23 protein-coding genes are annotated in these 21230 nt (G+C 69.1%); 17 read left to right on the top strand and 6 right to left on the bottom strand.

What is annotated here, in order from left to right; translation table 11 throughout:
- The first annotated feature begins 103 nt into the window (after positions 1-103).
- The 3 genes from groL to DFR72_RS45560 all read left to right on the top strand — a co-directional run bounded on the left by groL (position 104) and on the right by DFR72_RS45560 (position 3037).
- Positions 104-1723 (top strand): chaperonin GroEL, encoded by a 1620-nt coding sequence (groL, locus tag DFR72_RS16485; protein ID WP_090065317.1) that lies wholly within the window; start codon positions 104-106, stop codon positions 1721-1723.
- 112 nt (positions 1724-1835) lie between these two features.
- Positions 1836-2555: a DddA-like double-stranded DNA deaminase toxin gene (locus tag DFR72_RS16480; RefSeq protein WP_245983058.1), complete on the top strand. Its 720-nt coding sequence runs from the start codon at positions 1836-1838 to the stop codon at positions 2553-2555.
- A 62-nt stretch (positions 2556-2617) separates the two neighbouring features.
- The gene (locus DFR72_RS45560) at positions 2618-3037 is read left to right on the top strand and encodes an Imm1 family immunity protein (protein ID WP_170176282.1); all 420 of its coding nucleotides are present in this window, start codon (positions 2618-2620) and stop codon (positions 3035-3037) included.
- Positions 3038-3246: 209 nt separating this feature from the next.
- Here the strand turns inward: DFR72_RS45560 and DFR72_RS16470 are convergent, their stop codons facing one another.
- Both DFR72_RS16470 and DFR72_RS16465 read right to left on the bottom strand, forming a co-directional pair.
- On the bottom strand, positions 3247-3723 hold the full coding sequence (locus DFR72_RS16470; protein WP_169746023.1) for a carboxypeptidase regulatory-like domain-containing protein: 477 nt from the start codon (positions 3721-3723) through the stop codon (positions 3247-3249).
- A gap of 5 nt (positions 3724-3728) precedes the next feature.
- A complete protein-coding gene (locus DFR72_RS16465) occupies positions 3729-4334 on the bottom strand; it encodes an RNA polymerase sigma factor (RefSeq protein WP_090065320.1) in 606 nt (201 codons plus the stop codon).
- A 354-nt stretch (positions 4335-4688) separates the two neighbouring features.
- On the opposite strand from DFR72_RS16465, the gene DFR72_RS16460 reads away from it, so the two are divergent.
- The 5 genes from DFR72_RS16460 (at position 4689) to DFR72_RS16440 (ending at position 9795) form a co-directional block, all read left to right on the top strand.
- Positions 4689-5348, top strand: a complete 660-nt coding sequence (locus DFR72_RS16460; protein ID WP_090065321.1) for a copper homeostasis protein CutC — start codon at positions 4689-4691, stop codon at positions 5346-5348.
- An 85-nt stretch (positions 5349-5433) separates the two neighbouring features.
- Positions 5434-6711 (top strand): extracellular solute-binding protein, encoded by a 1278-nt coding sequence (locus DFR72_RS16455; RefSeq protein WP_090065796.1) that lies wholly within the window; start codon positions 5434-5436, stop codon positions 6709-6711.
- 2 nt (positions 6712-6713) lie between these two features.
- On the top strand, positions 6714-7598 hold the full coding sequence (locus tag DFR72_RS16450) for a carbohydrate ABC transporter permease (protein ID WP_090065322.1): 885 nt from the start codon (positions 6714-6716) through the stop codon (positions 7596-7598).
- On the top strand, positions 7595-8428 hold the full coding sequence (locus tag DFR72_RS16445) for a carbohydrate ABC transporter permease (RefSeq protein ID WP_245983033.1): 834 nt from the start codon (positions 7595-7597) through the stop codon (positions 8426-8428). Before DFR72_RS16450 ends, DFR72_RS16445 begins: the two co-directional genes overlap by 4 nt.
- Entirely contained in the window at positions 8425-9795 is a 1371-nt protein-coding gene (locus DFR72_RS16440) for a beta-N-acetylhexosaminidase (RefSeq protein WP_090065323.1), read from the top strand. Before DFR72_RS16445 ends, DFR72_RS16440 begins: the two co-directional genes overlap by 4 nt.
- Here the strand turns inward: DFR72_RS16440 and DFR72_RS16435 are convergent, their stop codons facing one another.
- Together DFR72_RS16435 and DFR72_RS16430 are read right to left on the bottom strand one after the other, a co-directional pair.
- Positions 9796-10026, bottom strand: coding sequence for a PspC domain-containing protein (locus tag DFR72_RS16435; RefSeq protein ID WP_030480632.1), 231 nt, complete (start codon positions 10024-10026; stop codon positions 9796-9798).
- Positions 10027-10110: 84 nt separating this feature from the next.
- Positions 10111-10494, bottom strand: coding sequence for a VOC family protein (locus tag DFR72_RS16430; protein ID WP_030480634.1), 384 nt, complete (start codon positions 10492-10494; stop codon positions 10111-10113).
- 29 nt (positions 10495-10523) lie between these two features.
- Here DFR72_RS16430 and DFR72_RS16425 point away from each other — a divergent pair, with 29 nt between their 5' ends.
- From DFR72_RS16425 to DFR72_RS16385, 9 genes are all read left to right on the top strand, one after another.
- Complete coding sequence (locus tag DFR72_RS16425; RefSeq protein WP_090065324.1) at positions 10524-11354, top strand: AAA family ATPase; 831 nt, start codon at positions 10524-10526, stop codon at positions 11352-11354.
- Positions 11351-12325: a vWA domain-containing protein gene (locus DFR72_RS16420; protein ID WP_090065325.1), complete on the top strand. Its 975-nt coding sequence runs from the start codon at positions 11351-11353 to the stop codon at positions 12323-12325. Before DFR72_RS16425 ends, DFR72_RS16420 begins: the two co-directional genes overlap by 4 nt.
- A complete protein-coding gene (locus DFR72_RS16415; RefSeq protein ID WP_090065326.1) occupies positions 12318-13409 on the top strand; it encodes an XdhC family protein in 1092 nt (363 codons plus the stop codon). The genes DFR72_RS16420 and DFR72_RS16415 overlap by 8 nt, the downstream gene beginning before the upstream one ends.
- An 80-nt stretch (positions 13410-13489) precedes the next feature.
- Positions 13490-14023 carry a (2Fe-2S)-binding protein gene (locus DFR72_RS16410; protein WP_090065327.1) on the top strand — a complete coding sequence of 178 codons (534 nt, stop codon included), beginning with the start codon at positions 13490-13492 and terminating at the stop codon, positions 14021-14023.
- Positions 14020-16446, top strand: a complete 2427-nt coding sequence (locus tag DFR72_RS16405; protein ID WP_090065328.1) for a xanthine dehydrogenase family protein molybdopterin-binding subunit — start codon at positions 14020-14022, stop codon at positions 16444-16446. Before DFR72_RS16410 ends, DFR72_RS16405 begins: the two co-directional genes overlap by 4 nt.
- A complete protein-coding gene (locus tag DFR72_RS16400; protein ID WP_090065329.1) occupies positions 16443-17267 on the top strand; it encodes an FAD binding domain-containing protein in 825 nt (274 codons plus the stop codon). Before DFR72_RS16405 ends, DFR72_RS16400 begins: the two co-directional genes overlap by 4 nt.
- The gene (locus tag DFR72_RS16395; RefSeq protein ID WP_090065330.1) at positions 17264-17860 is read left to right on the top strand and encodes an SRPBCC family protein; all 597 of its coding nucleotides are present in this window, start codon (positions 17264-17266) and stop codon (positions 17858-17860) included. Before DFR72_RS16400 ends, DFR72_RS16395 begins: the two co-directional genes overlap by 4 nt.
- A 26-nt stretch (positions 17861-17886) precedes the next feature.
- On the top strand, positions 17887-18978 hold the full coding sequence (locus tag DFR72_RS16390; RefSeq protein ID WP_245983031.1) for a CapA family protein: 1092 nt from the start codon (positions 17887-17889) through the stop codon (positions 18976-18978).
- A gap of 62 nt (positions 18979-19040) precedes the next feature.
- On the top strand, positions 19041-19595 hold the full coding sequence (locus DFR72_RS16385; RefSeq protein WP_090065332.1) for a Uma2 family endonuclease: 555 nt from the start codon (positions 19041-19043) through the stop codon (positions 19593-19595).
- Here DFR72_RS16385 and DFR72_RS16380 read toward each other — a convergent pair.
- Entirely contained in the window at positions 19580-20500 is a 921-nt protein-coding gene (locus DFR72_RS16380) for an o-succinylbenzoate synthase (protein ID WP_090065333.1), read from the bottom strand. The two genes, DFR72_RS16385 and DFR72_RS16380, sit on opposite strands and share 16 nt — an antisense overlap.
- Before the next feature lie 8 nt (positions 20501-20508).
- Entirely contained in the window at positions 20509-21171 is a 663-nt protein-coding gene (locus DFR72_RS16375) for a GerMN domain-containing protein (protein ID WP_143086695.1), read from the bottom strand.
- Positions 21172-21230 lie beyond the last annotated feature (59 nt).

Here is a 21230-nt window from a genome sequence, read left to right as displayed (position 1 = left end):
GTCGTCCGTCGCGGGCACCGAGCCTGGCCACGCGAATCGTGTTCCGCTGCGGGCGTGTGCTCGCAGTGGCCCAGAAACCACATAGGCGGAGGAACACACCGCAATGGCCAAGATGATTGCGTTCGACGAGGAAGCCCGTCGCGGTCTCGAGCGCGGGATGAACATCCTCGCTGACGCCGTCAAGGTGACGCTCGGCCCCAAGGGCCGCAACGTCGTGCTCGAGAAGAAGTGGGGCGCGCCGACCATCACCAACGATGGTGTCTCCATCGCGAAGGAGATCGAGCTCGAGGACCCGTGGGAGAAGATCGGGGCCGAGCTCGTCAAGGAGGTCGCGAAGAAGACCGATGACGTCGCTGGTGACGGCACCACCACCGCGACGGTGCTCGCCCAGGCGCTGGTTCGCGAGGGCCTGCGCAACGTGGCCGCGGGTGCGAACCCGCTCGGCCTCAAGCGCGGCATCGAGCAGGCCGTCGAGGCCATTGCCGAGCAGCTGCTGAAGAACGCCAAGGAGATCGAGACGAAGGAGCAGATCGCTGCTACCGCGTCCATCTCCGCCGCTGACCCCACGATCGGCGAGCTCATCGCCGAGGCGATGGACAAGGTCGGCAAGGAAGGCGTCATCACCGTCGAGGAGAGCAACACCCTCGGGCTCGAGCTGGAGCTCACCGAGGGCATGCGCTTCGACAAGGGCTACATCTCCGGTTACTTCGTGACCGACCCCGAGCGTCAGGAAGCGACCCTCGAGGACCCGTACATCCTGCTGTTCGGCTCCAAGATCTCCACGGTCAAGGACCTGCTCCCGCTCCTCGAGAAGGTCATGCAGGGCGGCAAGCCGCTGCTGATCATCTCGGAGGACGTCGAGGGCGAGGCCCTGGCGACCCTGGTCGTCAACAAGATCCGTGGCACCTTCAAGTCCGTCGCCGTCAAGGCGCCCGGCTTCGGTGACCGCCGCAAGGCCATCCTCCAGGACATCGCCACCCTCACCGGTGGCCAGGTCATCACCGAGGACGTCGGCCTGAAGCTGGAGAACGCCGACATCTCGCTGCTGGGCAAGGCCCGCAAGGTCGTCGTCACGAAGGACGAGACGACCATCGTCGAGGGTGCCGGTGACGCCGACCAGATCCAGGGTCGCGTCAACCAGATCCGCGCCGAGATCGAGAAGTCGGACTCCGACTACGACCGCGAGAAGCTCCAGGAGCGCCTCGCCAAGCTCGCCGGCGGCGTCGCCGTCATCAAGGCGGGCGCGGCCACCGAGGTCGAGCTCAAGGAGCGCAAGCACCGCATCGAAGACGCGGTCCGCAACGCCAAGGCCGCCGTCGAAGAGGGCATCGTCGCCGGTGGTGGCGTCGCGCTGCTGCAGGCCGCCGAGGTCGCCTTCGCGGGCCTGAAGCTCACGGGCGACGAGGCCACTGGCGCCAACATCGTCAGGGTCGCCGTCGAGGCTCCGCTGAAGCAGATCGCCATCAACGCCGGCCTCGAAGGCGGCGTCGTGGTCGAGCGCGTCAAGTCCCTCCCCTCGGGCGAGGGCCTGGACGCCGCGACCGGCGAGTACAAGGACCTGATCAAGGCCGGCATCATCGACCCGGCCAAGGTCACGCGCTCCGCGCTGCAGAACGCCGCGTCCATCGCCGCCCTGTTCCTGACGACGGAAGCCGTCGTCGCGGACAAGCCGGAGAAGAACGCCGCGCCCGCCGCGCCGGACGCCGGCGGCATGGACTTCTGAGTCCGTCCGCTCCGCACCACCTCTGAAAGGCCCGGTTCGCTTCGGCGAGCCGGGCCTTTCGGCATGCCGGGGCTTCGGGTGAGCGAATGCGATGCTGTGGTCAGGGGTGCGCATGGCGTCGTTCGAAGAGGTGTCAGCCGAGCTGAACCGGGTGGTCGCCAAGTCCGAAGAGGTGGCAGCGGCCCTGGAACAGGCCGGGCAGCTCGCTGACGAGGCCGTGCAGCTGTTGACGGCTGTCATGCGGGGAGCGGGCCAGCTCGAGGGCGAGTTCGGCCAAGCGGTGCAGCAGTGGTCGGAAGTCGCCACGAGAGCCGCGGAGTTGTCCCAGGCCGTCACAGCGGTCCGACAACGCGTCGAGAGTTACCGCAGGACTCTTGAAGCCGACCGGGCTTCGTCGAACGCGGCAGGTCCCACGGCATCGGCTGGGCCGCCTTCGAGCCTCCCGCCGACAACGTGGATCGAGCGCCAGCGCGCACAACTCCCGACCTACGTCACCAGCGGCTTCCATCGCGACGAGGAGGGGCACGGCGATCTGGTCCAGAGCGGAGCCGAGCCCAATGGCGAAGACAGAGCCATCGCCCAGCACCTGGTCGCCATCGGCCGGGTGCGCCCGCGGACGTTCCCGACCGCGGCCCAGCACGTGGAGATCAAGGTGGGGTGGCGCATGCGCACATCTGGTGTCCGGCGCGCCGAGGTGGTGGTGAACAACCGGCTCTGCGAGGGGCCGCTGTCCTGCTTCGAGCTGCTGCCTTTGTTGCTCCTGCCAGGGCAAACGCTGGTGGTGCACGATCCGGTAAGGTCCCACACGTTCCAGGGGAAAGGCACCCGGTGAGCTACACACTTGATGTCTGGTACTACCGCGACGACGACGTCGCCAGGCCTGCGAACGTTCCCGTGGCCGTCACCTCCAGCTCCGAATTGCAGGAGCTGTTGGAATACCTGCTGACGCACGAGCAACCGCATCCGCCGCAGATCGTCGCCCGTGAGCGTCCAAGGGTCGGTCCGTACGAAGAGCCGGACACCCTGATCAAAGTCGCCGTGGCGATTCCCGAGCTGCAGGGCGCACTGCTGTTCCTCAGCCCGCAGTCCTGGGAACCGCCGGCAGATGGGGACGACTCGACCGGCGTGTACGCCACCCGTGGCGACCAGTCGATGTCGGACTCGCCGACCTTGTACGTCGACACCGACACGAAGACGCCGTTTCCGCCGAATTCGGCATTGCCGCTCGCCCGAATCCTCGCAGCACTGGAGGAGTTCCGTCAGACCGGAGAACGTCCGACCTGTGTGGACTGGCAGGAGTCGGACGTTTCCTGAGTGGCGAGACCCCCGCGACAACAAAGGCAATGGCGTGTGAACCAAGACCTGCCGGGAATCAACCCGGCTCGGCACGGCCTGCCCAGCCACCTGCGCAAGGCGACCGAAAGCGCGGCAGGCAACCGCCCCGCTGGAACGGCGACCAACAATCAAAAGTCAGCCCGTGACCAACCCCAGAACCCCAGAAAAACCGAAAACAACCCCAAAACTCAAAGCATGATCGTGGGCGTGACAACAGTCCGCCCAGGCTCCCCGCGAGAATTCACCAAATGCACCAGGATCTGAGTAGTCCCAGCCGGCACATCGGGAAGAACGAACCGCCCGCCATCATCAGCCCGCGTACAGGACGACTGATGATCGGCCACCCGCACCTCGACCTCGTGCTCCCCGGCCGGCACCAGCCACCCGTCGATCCGGTGCCGTGACCCGGTCGAGGTGAAGTTCACCATCAACGTCAGGTTGTCCACGGTGAAGGTGATCGTGCCGGTCTGCCCGCCCCGGACACCGGCGAACGAGCCGGCGCGTTCCCACCGGGCGACTTCGACGTCCAGGGACTCCAGGGCGATCGCGAACTTCACGCGGTCCACCAGGTCGGCGGGTGGCGGGTCCAGTTCGTCGACGAGCCTGTTCAGTTCGGAGAGGACTGCGGTGTCCTCGGGGCCCCTGCGGTCGTCGCGCGGGTCGATCTCGGTCACCGCGATCCTCCTTCCGTCTCCAGGTAGTTGCGCAGCAGAGTCAGACACCGTCCCCTGGTCGGACCGATGCTGCCGTGGGGCATGGCCAGTGCCTCGGCGACTGCTCGGTACTCCGCGCGGCCCGCGAGCACGGTGAGTCGCAGCAGTTCCTGGCACCTCGTGGTGAGGCGGCCGAACGCGAGCCACAAGCGGCGGTCGCGGTCGTCCAGGAGCGTCACGTCCTCGGGCAGGCCGGTGTCGGACTCGAGCTGTTCGGCGTATTCGTCGGACAGGTGCGTCTCACGCTTGTTGGGTGTCCAAGTTCGGCGCGCTTCACGCCTCGTGGTGACAACCAGGTAGCCGACCAGGGCTTTTGGCTCGTTGATGTTCTCGATGTTCTTCAAGAACGCGAGCCACACGGTCTGCACGACGTCTTCCGCGGCGGTTCGGTCGAGGCCCTGTCCGCGCGCCACGTGCCACAGCAGCGGAGTCAGCTCGTCCACCAGAACGTTCAGCGCGTCCCGGTTGCCCTCGCGTGCCGCCGTCACGCACACCGCGTGTCGTTCGGTGCCTTCAAGCCCGTCCCACGGCGGACGGTCATCCGCCGTGTGCAGCTCGTCCATGCAGCACCTCCGATCGGCCGCCCTGTCAGCGCCGTCCGCCAACTCATGAAGGGCTAACTGGGCGGTAGATACCAAATTCACTCGATTGGAGCAGTATCGCCGCCAAGATGGCCTCATCTTCCTCCGGGTACGCCAGCGGCCCGTGAATCCCCCTCCGAGTCACGGGCCGCCAGTGGTGGGAGCCCGCGCCGGCCGGCACCCCTCGAACCGGCTGACGCGTGCTCCACGCCTGAACAAAGCGCTCATCGGGAAAGAGCGGAATGCAGGCGAGCAGATACAGCCTCCGACGCACCGGACGGCCCGCGCGCTCCCGATTCGCGAAAGCACATGAAGAAGACCGTTATGGTCTAGACCATGCCGATTCTCGAAGTGATCGCACTGGACGCGCAGGACGCCGTGGCCGCACAGGCGGGCGGCGCCGACCGGCTCGAACTGGTCGCCGACATGGCCTCGGACGGCCTCACGCCGTCGGTCGCCACCTTCAAGGAGGTCCTCGCGTCCGTCGACATCCCCGTCCGCGTGATGCTCAGGGACGCCAAGGGGTTCGCGCCCGCCGACCTGAAGCAGCTGCGCCGGGCGGCGGCCGAACTCAGGGAGGCCGGCGCCACCGAGTTCGTCCTCGGCTTCCTCGACGCGGGCGGTGAGATCGACGAGGGCGTCACGCTCAACCTCGCCGCCGAACTGGAGGGGTGCGCCTGGACCTTCCACCGCGCGCTCGACAACTCCAACGACGTCTTCCGGTCCTGGGCGACCGTGCAGACCCTCGGGTGCGACACCGTGCTCGCCGCCGGCAGCGCGAAGGGCGTCGAGGACGGCATCGAGAACCTGAAGGAGCTCGTCGCCCAGGCTCCGCCCGCGCTGCTCGTCGGCGGCGGTCTGCAGGCCCGGCACGTGCCGGAACTGCTGGCGGCGGGCGTGAACGGATTTCACGTCGGCAGCGCCGTTCGTCCGTCCGGATGGGACTCCCCGGTCGATTCGGCATCAGTTCGGGAATGGGTCAATCGTCTGGTCTAGACCCTTGCCCTAGTCCGTTCTACAGTCACGTTGCTTCCTGTGAAATAGCTGTTGCAACATACGCAACGTGAAGGGCGCGACGACGATGCGGATGAAGACACTTGTGGCGGTGCTGGGCGTGGGCGCGGTGGTCGCCTGCGCACCGGTGCAGTCGGGACCGACGAGCTCGGGCACGGACGAACAGACGGGACAGCTGCGGGTCTGGCTGTTCGACGAGGTCAACCGCGGCCCCAAGGAGGCCGTGGTCAAGGAGGCGATCTCCGAGTTCCAGGGCAAGCACAGCGGCGTCACCGTCGACGTGCAGTACATCCAGGTGTCCAGCCGGGCGGAACGCTTCAAGGCCGCCTTCAGCGACCCGAAGAGCGCCCCGGACGTCGCCGAGTTCGGCAACACCGACCTCGCGGGCTACGTCTCCGCGGGCGGGTTCTCCGAGCTCGACCTGGGCAAGTGGGACGAGTCGAAGGACCTGGTCCCGTCGATCCTCGACACGGCCAAGGTCGACGGCAAGACGTACGGCGTCCCGTGGTTCGTCGGCGTGCGCGCGTTGTACTACCGCACGGACGTGTTCACCGAGCTCGGCCTCAAGCCGCCGGCGACGCTCGACGAGATCGCGCCGCTCGCGCGTGAGATCCGGCAGAAGAAGCCGGAGCTGATCGGCATCTCGGCCGGCGGCAAGTACCTGTTCGCCGCGCTGCCGTTCATCTGGGCGCAGGGCGGGGACATCGCCAAGTCCGACGGTGGCAAGTTCACCGCCGCGATCGACAGCGCCGAGTCCAAGGCCGGTGTCGCCCAGTACACCGAGCTGATCAAGGACGACATCTGCCCGCCCGCCACCTGCGCGGGCAACGGCGGTGACGCGAGCGTCGAGGCGTTCCGCGCGGGCAAGGCCGCGATGACCATCGGCGGCGACTTCAACCGCAAGTCGGTCGACGCGTCCAGCGCCGCCGGCAAGTACGGCGTCGTGCCGCTGCCCGGCAAGACCAAGGGCTCGGTCGCACCCGCGTTCGCCGGTGGCAACCTGCTCGGCGTCATGAAGGGCACGCAGCGCAAGACGCTCGCCAACGAGTTCACGCAGCTGCTCGCGTCGAAGAAGTACCAGCAGAAGATGTACACGGCCATGGGCAACCTGCCGACGTTCAGCGACGTGCAGAAGCAGGTCGCGGAGTCCGACAAGTTCCTGGAGCCGTTCACCAAGACCCTGCAGTCCGGCACGAAGTTCGTCCCCGTCACGCCGGCGTGGGCGAAGATCGAGGCGCAGACCGTGGTGCCGACGATGCTCCAGGAGATCGTCACCGGCGCGAAGAACGTCGACACGGCCACCGCGGACGCCGCCAAGACGATGAACGCGGCCTTCACGTCGTGAGCATGACGGCCAAAGGCCAGGGGCGGACCGCGTTCGCCTACCTGGCTCCAGCGCTGCTGATCCTCGGGGGCCTGCTGGCCTACCCGATCTACCAGCTGGTGCTCATCTCGCTCTACGACTACGGCCAGGAACAGGTGAGCGGCGGCGCGCCGCTCGAGTTCCTCGGTCTCGGGAACTACCGGAACCTGCTGGGCAACCAGCAGTTCTGGGGTGTGCTCGGGCAGACCGTCGCCTTCGCGGCGGTCTGCGTGGTCGGCACGTTGCTAGTGGGCGCGTTCCTCGCGATCCTCGCCACGAGGGTCCGCACCTGGGTCCGGATGACGTTGTTCCTGGCGGCGCTCGGCGCGTGGTCCACGCCCGCCGTCGCCGGCTCGACGATCTGGCTCTTCCTGTTCGACGCGAACTTCGGGTTCGTGAACGAGGTCCTGGGCATCCAGGGCTTCTCCTGGACGTTCGACAAGTGGACGGCGTTCGGACTCGTCGCGGCACAGGTGATCTGGTGCTCGTTCCCGTTCGTCATGGTGACGCTCTTCGCGGGCATCAAGGCGATTCCGGGCGAGGTGCTGGAGGCCGCCGCGCTGGACGGCGCGTCGGCGTTCCGCACGGCGTGGAGCGTCACGCTCCCGTTGCTGAAGTCGATCATCCTCGTGGTGACGATCCAGTCGATCATCTGGGACTTCAAGGTCTTCACGCAGATCTACGTGATGACCAACGGCGGCGGCATCGCCGGGCGCAACCTCGTGCTCAACGTCTACGCCTACCAGCAGGCGTTCGCGGCGTCGGAGTACGGACTGGGCGCGGCCATCGGTGTCGTGATGACCGTGCTGCTGCTGGGAATCACGATGTTCTACCTCCGCGCGCTGCGGCGGTCGGGGGAGGTCCTGTGAGGCGCTGGCTGACCGAGGGCTTCGTCCTCATCATCGCCGCGGTGGTGGCGTTCCCGCTGTTCTGGATGGTGCTCAGCGCCTTCAAGCCGGCGGACGAGATCATCTCGGCCGACCCGGTGCCGTGGACGACGCGGCCGACGCTCGACAGCTTCACACGGGCGCTGACCGTCGCGAACTTCGGGCGCTACTTCATGAACAGCATCATCGTCGCGTTGATCGTGGTCGCCCTGAGCATCCTGATCTCGTTCCTCGCGGCGACCGCGCTGACCCGCTTCCGGTTCCGCAGCCGCACGACGTTGCTGATCATGCTGCTGGTCGTGCAGATGGTGCCGGTCGAGGCGTTGACCGTGCCGTTGTTCTTCCTGATGCGGTCCGTCGGCGACAGCGTGCCGGTGTTCGGCCTGAACCACCTGGGCTCGCTCGTGCTGGTGCACCTGGCTTTCAGCCTGCCGTTCGCGATCTGGATGCTGCGGGGCTTCGTCGCCGCGGTGCCGGTAGAACTGGAGGAGGCCGCCACCCTGGACGGCGCCTCGCGGTTCCGGTTCCTGTGGCAGGTGCTGTTCCCGCTCGTCGCGCCCGGCCTGGTGGCGACGTCGGTGCTGTCGTTCATCCACGCCTGGAACGACTTCCTGTTCGCCAAGACGTTCATCATCTCGGCCGTGGAGAACCAGACCCTGCCGCTGGCTCTCCAGGTGTTCGTCAAACCCGACCAGAACGATTGGGGCGCGATCATGGCGGGCTCCACCCTGATGACCATCCCCGTGCTCATCTTCTTCGTGCTCGTGCAACGCCGGCTCGTGTCCGGCCTCGCGGGGGCGGTGAAGGGATGAACCTGCTGCCACGCCCGGTGTCCTACGTGGACGGCGGAAGGCTTTGCGAGTACAAGGGCTGGGAGACCGTCCTCGTCGACGGTCCTCCCGGCGGCTACCGGCTGCTCTCGTCGGACGACGGTGTGCTGATCGAGGCGAACGACGCGGCCGGCGAGATGAACGCGCTGCAGACGCTGCGGCAGCTGCTCGGCGCTCAGGCGTTCCGGGCCGCGGGGGAGAAGCCGTCGGTCATCCCCGCCTGCGAGGTCGTCGACTACCCGCGGTTCGAGTGGCGTGGCGTGATGCTGGACGTCTCGCGGCACTTCCTGCCCAAACGGGAGGTTCTGCGGTACGTCGAGCTGCTGTCGGTGCACAAGCTCAACGTCCTGCACCTGCACCTCACCGACGACCAGGGCTGGCGCTTCGAGGTGAAGCGCTACCCGAAGCTCACCGAGGTCGGGTCGTGGCGGGAGGACTCGCGGTTCGGCGACCGGCGTTCCGCGGGCATGGAAGGCCGTCCGCACGGCGGTTTCTACACGCAGGAGGACCTGCGGGAGATCGTCGAGTACGCACGGGCGCGGCACGTCACGGTGATCCCGGAGATCGACGTCCCCGGTCACTCGCAGGCGGCGATCGCGGCCTATCCGGAACTGGGCGTGCACGGCGGCGGCGTCTGGACCGACTGGGGCGTCAACGAACGCGTGCTCAACACGGACGAGTCCACAGTGGACTTCTACCGGAACGTGTTCGACGAGCTGATGGACGTCTTCCCGGCGGAGGTCATCGGGCTCGGCGGCGACGAGGCGCCCGGCCACGAGGACGGCGTGCTGGTCCGGGCCGTCGCGGAGCACGTCGTGAGCAAGGGCCGGCGACCGTACGGGTGGGACGAGGTCCTGGACGCGCGTCCGCTGCCTGCCGGCACGGTCGTCGCGTCGTGGCGCGGCGTCGAGGGCGGCATCACGGCGCTGGGCGAGGGCCACGACGTGGTCATGTGCCCTGAGCAGCACGTCTACCTGGACTACCGGCAGTCGGACTCGCCGGACGAACCGATCCCGGTGGGAACGGTGACCACGCTGGAGGACGTCTACGCGTGGGAGCCGGTGCCCGAAGGCCTCACGGGCGAGGAGCCCGGACGGCTGCTGGGCGCGCAGGCGAACATCTGGACGGAGCACCTCGACTCGGCCCGGCGGGTGGACTACGCGGCGTTCCCGAGGCTGGCCGCGTTCGCCGAGGTCGTGTGGTCCCCGGCGGAGAAGGATCCCGGGTTCGTGCGGCGGCTGCGGGAGCACCACCTCCCCCGGCTCGACGCCCTGGGGGTGGAGTACCGGCCCCTCAACGGTCCCCACCCCTGGCAACGGCTACCCGGCGTGCCCGGTTTCCCACGGTGATCACATCGCAGCGTCTTCCTCGGGCATGAGGATCCAGGCGGCGACGTACAGGAGGGCTCCGGTGCCGAACCCGAGCAGCGTCGCCGCCACGAGGATGATCCGCAGGATCGCGGCGTCCACCCCGATCATCTTGGCGACGCCACCGCAGACGCCGGCGAGCATCTTGTCGCTGCGGCTCCTGCGGAGCTTCTTGACCTGGGCTGTCGCGTCGTTGAGCACGTTGTTCGTCATGCACCGAGATTCGCCGGTTTCGAGCTCCGGCACATCGGTGACCACCCCGAAACCGACCCTGATCCGGGGCGGCGACCCCAGGGGTCAGTCGAGGCAGAACTCGTTGCCTTCAACGTCCTGCATCACGATGCAGGACTCGTTCTCCTCGTCGGCCTCCATCACGCGCACGCACACCGCGCCGATCGCCTCCAGCCGGGCCCGCTCGGCCTGGAGCGTGGCGAGACGTTCGGCACCGACGAGCCCCGTGCCCGCCCGCACGCAGACGTGCACCCGGTTCTTCACGACCTTGCCCTCGGGAACGCGCTGGAAGTAGAACCGCGGGCCCTCACCCGTCGGGTCGGCGACCGCGGACCACGAACCGTCGCTCTCCGGCGGAGCGTCGTACCCGAGCACCTGGCTCCAGAACTCGGCGACGCGAACGGGTTCCGCGCAGTCGAACGTGATCTGGACCTTCTTGATCGACCCCATCCGTCCAGGTTAGTCGTACCCTGAGGCCCATGCAGTCCCCTGAGGAACTGGCGTCGGGGCTCGACGCCGCGGGGTACCTGCCGGACGGCGGGATCGCCACGGCGGCGTTCCTCGCGGTCCGGATGGGGCGGCCGCTGTTCCTCGAAGGCGAGCCCGGCACCGGCAAGACCTCGCTCGCGCTCGCGCTGGCCAAGTCGATGGACGTGCCGCTGATCCGCCTGCAGTGCCACGAGGGCATCGACGCCACACAGGCCCTGTACGACTGGGACTACCCGCGTCAGCTCATGCACCTGCGGGTGCTGGAGACGCGCGGCGAGGTGGACGAGGCGTCCCTCTACACGCGACGGTTCCTGTTGGCCAGACCACTGCTGCAGGCGTTGGAGAGCGCACCGTGCGTGCTGCTCGTCGACGAGGTCGACCGGGCGGACGACGAGTTCGAGGCGTTCCTGCTGGAGGTGCTGTCCGAGAACGCGGTCAGCATCCCCGAGTTCGGCGAGATCAGGGCGACGACGCCCCCGCTGACCGTGCTGACCTCGAACCGGACCCGCGAGGTGCACGACGCGTTGAAGCGCCGCTGCCTCTACCACTGGCTGGAGCACCCGTCCCTGGAGCGCGAGGTCGCGATCCTGCGCCGCACTCTGCCCGGTCTCGACGAACGGCTCGCGGTCCGGGTCGCGGAGGCCGTGCAGAAGATGCGGGGGCTCGACCTGCTCAAGCCGCCGGGCGTCGCGGAGTCGCTGGACTGGGCACGGGCGTTGCAGGCGCTGGGCCTCGCGGAGCCGGACACGACGACCCTCGGCGCGGTCCTGAAGTACCGGGAGGACGCGGAACGCGTGATCGGGAGCACAATCGTGGGGTGACGGAAGCCTGCGTCGGGTTCACGAGCGTCCTGCGGGGCGCCGGACTCCAGTGCGGGCCCGACCGCGTCCAGGCGTTCCTGCGGGCCACCGAGCAGGTCGACCTCTACTGGGCCGGGCGCCTCACGCTGTGCGCCGACCCGGACGACCTGCCGCGCTACGACGCCGCGTACCGGGCATACTTCGGCGGCACCCCGCCCCGTCCGCGCACGACGATAGAACTCGACTCGATGACCGTCGGTGTGGCCGCGTCCGACGTGGAAGTGGTGAAGCACAAGGACATCTCGGAGTTCAACGCGGCACCGCTGATCGCCCGGCTGAACCCGCTCCCGCCGCGCAGGCGGTCACGCCGCCTGCGCAAGGCCCGTCGCGGCCGGATGGACCTGGCCCGCACGGTGCGCGCGATGATCGAGACCGGCGGTGAGATCGCCCTGCCGCGCCACCGCAGGCGGGGCACGAAGCCACGCCGGCTGGTGCTGCTGATCGACGTTTCCGGCTCGATGGCCGCCTACTCGGACGCGCTGCTGAGGTTCGCGCACGTCATCGCCCACGCGATGCCCGTCGAGGTCCGCACGATCGGCACCCGGCTCACGCGCGTGACCCGTCAGCTCCGGGAACGCGACCCGGAACGGGCTCTGCGGGCCGCCGGCCGCGCGATCCCCGACTACGAGGGCGGCACCCGGCTCGGCGACGCTCTGCGGCGGTTCAACCAGCAGTGGCGGCAGCGGGGTGCGGTGGTCGTGCTGTTCAGCGACGGCTGGGAACGCGGCGACCCGAGCCTGCTGGCGACCGAGATGGCGAGGCTGAGGCGCGTGAGCCACAAGGTCATCTGGGCCAACCCGCACGCGGGCAAGCCCGGCTACCGGCCCGTCCAGCAGGGTGTGCTGGCGGCGCTGCCGCACGTCGACACGATGGTCGCGGGCCACAGCGTGCACGCGTTGGAAGAACTGCTGAAGGAGGTGCGCCGTGCGTGATGTCCTCTACGACCTCGCCGAGCGGGTGGCGAACGGTGAGACGGTCGGGGTCGGCACGGTGGTCGCGACCTTCAGTTCGGCGCCCCGGCCGGCGGGCGCGGCGATGCTGGTGACGCAGGACGGCGAGGCGGTCGGCAGCGTGTCCGGCGGGTGCGTCGAGGGTGCCGTCTACGAACTGGCGCAGTCGTTGGACACCCCGGTTCTGCAGCGGTACGGGGTCAGCGACGACGACGCGTTCGCGGTCGGGCTGACCTGCGGCGGGATCATCGACATCTACGTCGAGAAGATCGACGCCAGCACGTTCCCCCAACTCGGCGAGGTGGTGGAGACGGTTCGCGCCGAGGAGCCGGTGGCCGTCGCGACGGTGATCGAGCACCCGGACGGCATCGGCCGGCGCATGGTCGTCTGGCCGGACCGCCGTGACGGCAGTCTGGGCAGCGCGCGGATCGACGACGCCGTCGCGGACGACGCGCGCGGGATGCTCGCTTCAGGACGGAGCGGCGTGCTGCAGTACGGGCCGGACGGTCAGCGGCGGGGCGAGGGCATGAGCGTCTTCGTGAACTCGTTCGAACCGCCGCCGCGCATGCTCGTGTTCGGAGCGATCGACTTCGCCGCCGCGATGGCCCGGCTCGGCGCGTTCCTCGGCTACCGCGTCACCGTCTGCGACGCGCGGCCGGTGTTCGCGACGCGCAGCCGGTTCCCCGAGGCGGACGAGGTCGTCGTCGCCTGGCCGCACAGGTACCTGCAGGCCGAAGCGTCCAAGCTCGACGAACGCACGGTCATCGCGGTCCTGACCCACGACCCGAAGTTCGACGTGCCGCTGCTGGAGGTCGCGTTGCGGCTCAAGGTCGGTTACGTGGGAGCGATGGGATCCCGCCGCACGCACGAAGATCGTCTGCAACGGTTGCGGGAAGCAGGTTTGACCGAAGGTGAGCTAGAGGCTTTGGCCTCGCCGATAGGCCTGGACCTGGGAGCGCGGACGCCGGAGGAGACGGCGGTGTCGATCGCCGCGGAGATCATTTCCTTGCGGTGGAAGGGATCCGGCCGGCGTCTGGTCGATCTTGGTGAACCGATTCATCACTGATCGGGTTGTTGAACCCGCAAACAGGGAGCAAGCTTGAGTGACCCTCGTCACTCAAGGCCCACCACCCCTGGGAGGGGTCAATGCACATCTCGGTCAACGTCGACGGAGTGACATACGCCGACGAGGTCGAACCCCGCCTCCTGCTCGTGCACTACCTACGGGAGCGATTGAGCAAGACCGGCACCGTGGTCGGTTGCGACACCGGCAACTGTGGCGCCTGCACTGTTCACCTCGACGGCCACAGCGTGAAGTCGTGCCAGGTGTTGGCCGTGCAGGCGAACGGGCACGAGGTCACCACGATCGAAGGCCTCGCTCGCGACGGCAAGCTGCATCCGGTGCAGGAGGCTTTCCACTCGAACCACGCGTTGCAGTGCGGTTTCTGCACTCCCGGCATGATCATGCAGGCCATCGACCTGCTCGCCGACGAGTCCGATCCCGACGACGAGACCGTGCGCAAGGGCCTGGAGGGCAACCTCTGCCGCTGCACGGGCTACCAGAACATCGTGCGGGCGGTGCAGGACGCGGCGCAGCGGATGAAACCGGGTGCCGGCCCCGTGCAGGAACAGCACAGCGATGAGCACATCAGCTCCAAGCAGCCGGTAGGTGGCGAATGACCGCCACAGCGGAACCGGAGATCGGCAGGGCCCGGCTCCGCAAGGAGGACGCGCGGCTGATCACCGGCCAGACCACGTGGACCGACAACCTCCAGTTGCACGGCATGCTGCACATGGCCGTGCTGCGCAGCCCTGTCGCCCACGCCCGCATCACCGGCATCGACGTCAGCCGCGCGACCTCGATGCCCGGTGTGGCCGTGGTGCTGACCGGTGAGGACTTCGCCGCCGAGCAGGGTTCGCTGCCGTGCGCGTGGCCCATCACCGAGGACATGAAGGCACCTCCAGCGCCCGCGATGGCCGTCGACCAGGTCAACTTCGCCGGCGAGGCCGTCGCCCTCGTGATCGCCGACAGCGCCTACCACGCCGCGGACGCGCTCGAAGCGATCGACGTCGACTACGACGAGCTGCCGGTCGTGCTCGACATGGAAGAAGCGTTGCGGGACAACGATCTCGTGCACCCGGACCTCGGCACGAACAAGTGCGCGACGTGGATCTTCGACTCCGCCGAGGCCGGCGTCGGGACGAACGTCGAGGACGAGATCGCGTCCGCCGAGGTCGTGATCGAGCGGACGTTCAAGCAGCAGCGGCTGATCCCGGCGTTCATGGAACCGCGGTCGGTCGTCGTGGACACGACCGCGGGCATGTTCACCGTCTGGTCGGCGACGCAGATCCCGCACATCCTGCGCTGGATGCTGTCCGCCGTCACGGGCATCTCCGAGCACAAGCTCCGCGTGATCGCGCCGGACGTCGGCGGCGGGTTCGGCGGCAAGCTCCAGGTCACCCCGGAAGAGCTGCTGTGCCTGCTCGTCGCGCGCCGCATGGGCCGTCCGGTGAAGTGGACGGAGTCGCGCACCGAGTCGATGCTCTCCGCGCACCACGGCCGCGACCAGATCCAGAAGATCACGCTGTCCGCCCGCCGAGACGGCACCGTGACCGGCCTCAAGGTCGAGCTGCTCGCCGACATGGGCGCCTACCTGCGCCTGGTCACGCCGGGCGTGCCGATCCTGGGCGCGTTCATGTTCAACTCGATCTACAAGTTCGCCGCCTACCGGTTCGTCTGCACCAACGTCTTCACGAACAAGGTGCCCACCGACGCCTACCGCGGCGCCGGACGGCCCGAGGCCACGTTCGCGATCGAGCGGATGATGGACGAGCTCGCGGTCGAGCTCGGCGTGGAGCCGATGAAGATCCGGGAGATGAACTGGATCAGGCACGAGGAGTTCCCGTTCGACACGGTCGCCGGCCTGACCTACGACTCCGGCAACTACGAGGCCGCGACGGCTCGCGCGATGGAGTTGTTCGGGTACGAGGAGATGCGCGAGGAGCAGGCGAGGCGCCGTTCCTCCGGTGACGTGGTCCAGCTCGGCATCGGGATCTCCACCTACACCGAGATGTGCGGCCTCGCGCCGTCCCGCGTGCTGGGCGCTCTGCGCTATGCCGCAGGTGGCTGGGAGACCGCGTCGATCCGCATGCTGCCCACCGGCAAGGTCGAGGTGATCACGGGAACCTCGCCGCACGGGCAGGGCCACGAGACGGTCTGGTCGCAGATCGTCGCCGACAAGCTCGGCGTGCCGTTCGACGACGTCGAGGTGTTGCACGGCGACACGGCGACGTCGCACAAGGGCATGGACAGCTACGGGTCGCGTTCGCTGGCGGTCGGTGGCACGGCGCTGGTGCACGCGGCGGACAAGGTCCTGGCCAAGGCGCGGACGCTGGCCGCGCACATGATGGAGTGCGACGAGGCGGACGTGGAGTTCGCCTCCGGCTCGTTCTCCGTCCGCGGCACGTCGACGGCCCGTTCGCTGGGTGACGTGGTGCTGGCCGCGCACGTCGCGCACGACCTGCCCGAGGGCATGGAACCCGGCATGGACGCCGACGCCACGTTCGACCCGGACAACTTCTCGTTCCCGCACGGAACCCACTTGTGCGCAACGGAAGTCGACACCGAGACGGGCATGGTGCGCATCAGCCGGTACGTGGCGGTGGACGACGTCGGCACGGTCATGAACCCGCTGATCGTCGACGGTCAGGTGCACGGCGGGCTCGCGCAGGGCATCGCGCAGGCACTGTACGAAGAGGCCACGCACGACGAGATGGGCACGTTGACGTCGGCGACGCTCGCCGACTACCTCGTGCCCTGCGCGGCGGACCTGCCGGCGTTCCTCACGGACCGCACGACGACACCGGCGACCTCCAACCCTTTGGGCGCCAAGGGAGTCGGCGAGGCGGGCACGATCGCCTCGACGCCCGCCGTGGTGAACAGCGTGCTGGACGCCCTGCGGCACCTGGGCGTCCGGGACATCGAGATGCCGATGTCGCCGGAACGGGTGTGGACCGCTTTGCAGGGCAGGCCGGACGAAGGCGCGGGCGAAGTGGCCGCGGGCGGGCTCGGTTCGATCGACGCGCAGGGAGGACAGTCGTGATCCCGGCGGAGTTCAAGTACCTGTTCCCGTCCACTGTGGACGAGGCCGTGCGGATGCTCGCCGAGGAGGGCGAGGACGCCAAGGTCATCGCGGGCGGGCAGTCGCTCGTGCCGGTGCTGCGGATGCGGCTGGCGGCGCCCACGGCGTTGATCGACATCGGTGGCCTGACCGAGCTGACGGGCGTGCGCGACGACGGCGACTCGTTGCTCATCGGCGCCATGACCACGCATTACGAGGTGCAGCGCGATCATCTGGTCCAGGACCACGCCTTGTTGTTGAGGCTGGTCACGGACACGATCGCGGACCCGCAGATCCGGCACCGCGGCACGTTCGGCGGCTCGCTGTGCCACGCGGACCCGGCCGGTGACCTGCTGGCACCGGTGCTCGCGCTGGACGCCGTGATGATCATCGCTGGGCCTTCGGGCCGTCGTGAGGTGCCCGCGGCGGAGTTCTTCGTCGACTACTTCACGACGGCGCTGGCGCCCGACGAGATCCTGCTCGACGTCCGCGTGCCGAAGTACACGGGCTGGGGTGCGCACTACGAGAAGCTCAACAGGGTCGCGCAGGCCTGGTCGATCGTCGCGGTCGCGGCGGCCGTGCAGGTGCGTGACGGCGCTATTTCCGCCGCTCGGGTGGGTCTCACCAACGTGGGGTCCGGTCCGTTGCGCGCCACCGGGGTCGAGGCCGCCCTGGTCGGGCAGCCGGCTTCCGCCGAGGCGATCTCCGAGGCGGCCCTGCGCGCGTCCTCGGGTGACGGTTACAAGGACAACCTGGCTCGGGTGCTCACCGGCCGTGCGCTGACGGCGGCGGTCGCGGGATGAAGCTGACGCACTCGTTCACGTCGCCGGCGCCCGCCGAGGAGGTGTGGGACGCGCTGATCGACCCCGGGCGGGTGGCGCCGTGCCTGCCCGGCGCCACCCTGACCTCGGTGGACGGCAAGACGTTCAGCGGGGAGGTGAAGGTGAAGCTCGGCCCGGTGCAGCTGCTGTACCGGGGGACCGGCGAGTTCGTCGAGATCGACCCGGTGCTGCGCCGTGCCGTCATGAAAGCCGCGGGCAAGGACACCCGCGGCAACGGCACGGCATCGGCGGTGGTGACCTTCGTGGTCGGGGACTCGGTCGAGGTCGAGACCGATCTGGCGATCACGGGCCGTCCGGCCCAACTCGGTCGCGGCCTGATCGCCGAGGTCAGCGGCAGGCTCGTCGACCAGTTCGCGGAATGCCTGGCGAGCACGCTGGGATCCGTGGATCCTGACGAGGTGGCGCAACAGCAGCATCTCCGAGTGGTCCCCGACGAGCCGATCGACCTGATCGACACGGCAGGCGTTCCGGTGTTGAAGCGCGTGCTGCCCCTCGCGGCGGCAGCGCTGGCGGTCGTGCTGTTGGTGGTCCTGCGACGCAGGCGGCAGCGCTGAAGCGTGCGGTCCGGTGGTCGGCACCCGTGCTGGTCACCGGCTTGCTGCTGTCCGCGTGCACCGGCTCGCCCGTAGTCGTCACCTCGGCACCCCCGGCCCCGGCGCCGACCTCCCAGGGCCCGCCCCCGCCACGCTCGTTCGTGCTCACCGCCGGTGGCGACATCCTGATCCACCCGGCGCTGACCGACCAGGCCGTCGCCGACGGAGGCGCGGCCGGCCGTGACTTCCTGCCGTTGTTCTCGGGCATCAAGGACACGCTGAAGGCCGACCTCTCGCTGTGCCACCTCGAGGTGCCGCTGGGCCCGAAGGAGGGCCCGTTCTTCGGCTACCCGGCCTTCCTGGCCCCGCCCGAGGTGGCGAAGGGCCTCGTCGACGTGGGCTACGACTCGTGCTCGACGGCCTCGAACCACACGCTGGACCGCGGCGTCTCCGCGATCACGACGACCCTGGACGCGATGGACGCCGTCGGCCTGAAGCACACCGGCTCGTTCCGCACGCAGGAGGAATCGGCGGCGCCGCTGATCCTGGACGCGAACGGCGTGAAGGTGGCGCAGCTGTCGTTCACCTACGGCTTCAACGGCATCCCGCTGCCCCAGCCGTGGCGCGCGAACCAGATCAACGCGGCCAAGATCCTCGCCGATGCCCGAGCCGCCCGTGCCGCCGGCGCCGAGGTCGTCGTGCTGTCCGTGCAGTGGGGCAACGAGTACCAGCACGAGGCCACCGCCGACCAGAAGGCGCTGGCCCGGCAGTTGCTGGCCGATCCCGCCCTCGATCTGATCATCGGCACGCACGTGCACGTGGTGCAGCCGTTCGAGAAGATCGGCAACAAGTGGGTCGCCTACGGGCTCGGCAACGAGGTCGCCCGGCACGCTGAGCCTCGTGGCGTGACCGAGGAAGGGGCGATCGCTCGGTTCAAGTTCGAGCAGGGGGCCGCCGGGTGGTCCGTGGTCGAGGCTTCCTACACGCCGACGCTGGTGGAGCTGGGGCCGCCGATCCGGTTGGTGGACCTGACCCGGGTGCCGGCTTCCGAACGGCGGACCGAGGCGATCAACCGGACCGAGGGGATCGTGTTCAGCCTGGGGGCTGACAAGCAGGGGCTGGCTCGGGGCAAGCCTTAGATCGCTTGAAGGTGTGTACTTGTGAGCGGGATTGGAGCTTCTCCATGTGCGACCGTGACTGAGTGCCTCTACCTGGTGTTCCGCTGACCGTCGCCCAGTTCGCCGCCCTGGGAGCAGCCGAATCCGGCTACACCGAACTCGTGGAAGGCCGCCCGGTCCTCTCTCCCGCCGGTCTGGCCGAGCACAACTTCGCCTGCGGGAACCTGATCTCGCAGCTGGCCGGCCAGCTGCCCGCGCACCTCCAGGTCACCTACGCCCCGGACGTGGACCTGGAGCTGGCCCCACCGGACGCCCCCGGTTTCGTCCGGCGCCCGGACCTGGTCGTGTTCCACCGCGGCGCCGCGGGCCAGGCCCTCGTGCGGGCCCGCGAGGTGGTTCTCGCCGTCGAGGTGCTGTCGCCGCACTCGCACTACACGGACCGCCTCGCCAAGCGCCTCGACTACGCCGAAGCGGGCATCCCGTTCTACTGGCTGGTCGACCTGGCCGAGCCGGTCTCGCTGACCCCGTTGCGCCTGACCCCGGAGCGCTCCTTCGAGGAGGCGCCTCCCGCGACCACGACCTACGAGGCGCGTGACCCGTTCCCGGTGAAGATCGAGCTGGGTCAGCTCGTCGACTGAACCCGCCGGAACCGCTCGACCCAGGCCTGGTCGCCCGTCTCGAACTCCGCGATCCGGTCCGGCTTCGGTGCCGTCGGCAGCACGGGCAGATAGCCGTCCACGGGCAGGAGCGAATCGCTCGTGACGTCCCCGTCCAGCAACTGCAACGTCGCCAGCCCGCACGCGTAGTCGAGGCTGGGCAGCGCGGCGGCGAGGGCCACCCCGGCCGCCATCCCGACCGACGTCTCCAGCGCCGACGACACCACGCACGGCAGCCCGCACGCCTCGGCCACCTCCAACGCCTTGCGCACCCCGCCCAGCGGCGCCACCTTGATCACCGCGATGTCCGCGGCCCCGGACACGGCCACCTTCAACGGGTCCTCGGCCTTGCGGATCGACTCGTCCGCCGCGATCGGCACGCCCACCCTGCGCCGCACCGCCGCGAGTTCGTCCAGGGTGTGGCACGGCTGTTCCACGTACTGAAGTCCGCCGGAGGCCTTGTCCATGGCCTTGATCGCGGCGACGGCCGTGTCGACGTCCCACAGCATGTTCGCGTCGACCCGCACGAACCCCTGTGGCCCCAACGCGTCCCGCACCGCTTCGAGGCGCGCGCAGTCCTCCGCCAGCGTCGACTCGGCGACCTTCACCTTGGCCGTCGAGCAGCCCGACCTGGCCACGATCTCGTGTGCCTCCTCAGGGCTGACCACGGGCACGGTGCAGTTGACGGGGATGCGGTCTCGCACCGGCGCCGGCCAGCCGTCGTCCGCGGCCTCCAGCGCGCAGGCGAGCCAGGCCGCGGCCTCGGCGTCGTCGTACTCCTCGAACGGGCAGAACTCGCCCCACCCGGCCGGTCCTTCGAACAGCAGGCCGGTGCGCTGGGTGATGCCGCGGAACCGGGCGCGCATGGGGATGGAGTAGGCGTGCACGGCCCGATTCAAGCGCACTTCTGCAGCTCCAGCGAACGCCCGCCCCCACGCAGGTTCACCGTGCCGACGGGTTGCACGGCGAGCAACGTGCACACGATCTGCTGCACAGCAGCACCACTGAGCTGCGAGACGTCGCTCGAAAGGTTCACGTCGAGGCCGTTGGCGACCCGGTCGACGGTCGCGGGCGCGGCGTCGAACGGCACCTCGGTGGACAGCCCGCGGTCCTGCTCGGCGTTGGTGGGCCCCTGCGCGAGCAACGCCACGACGTCGAACCCGCTCAGGCTGCCCTCCGGCCGTCCGACGGGCACCACGCCGCCGCCGGGGGAGACCCAGAAGAGCGACGGCGAGGTGTTCTCGACGGCGCCGCTGGGCGCTTCGAGGCCCGGGATCGGGTCGGTGGGGCGGATGCCGCAGGCGGTGAGGACGGCGAGGAAGAGCACCGCGAGCCCGAGCTCACGCAGGTGCGTTCGCCTTGGCGCCTTCCGCTGCCCGGTACCCCGGCGGCGTGGTCGGTGGGCGCTGCGTCGGCTCCGGTCGCGCGCAGCGATGTCGGGACCGGCGGTGCGGATGCTGCCTGGGCTCTTGCCGGGCACGTCGGCATCAGGCCCGGCGCCGGGGACGGCATCCAGGTTGCGGGCAGGTGCGCCCGCACCAGCACCTGTCCGCGGCACCGCGAGCCCAAGCTCACGCAGGGGTCCCCTCCCGGGGGTCCCCCTGTTTCCATCCTCCC

The sequence above is a fragment of the Lentzea flaviverrucosa genome (assembly GCF_003350445.1).
Lineage (GTDB): Bacteria > Actinomycetota > Actinomycetes > Mycobacteriales > Pseudonocardiaceae > Lentzea > Lentzea californiensis.
The sequence above is the reverse complement of the archived record's forward strand: the minus strand, read 5'-3'. Positions and strand labels throughout refer to the sequence as shown.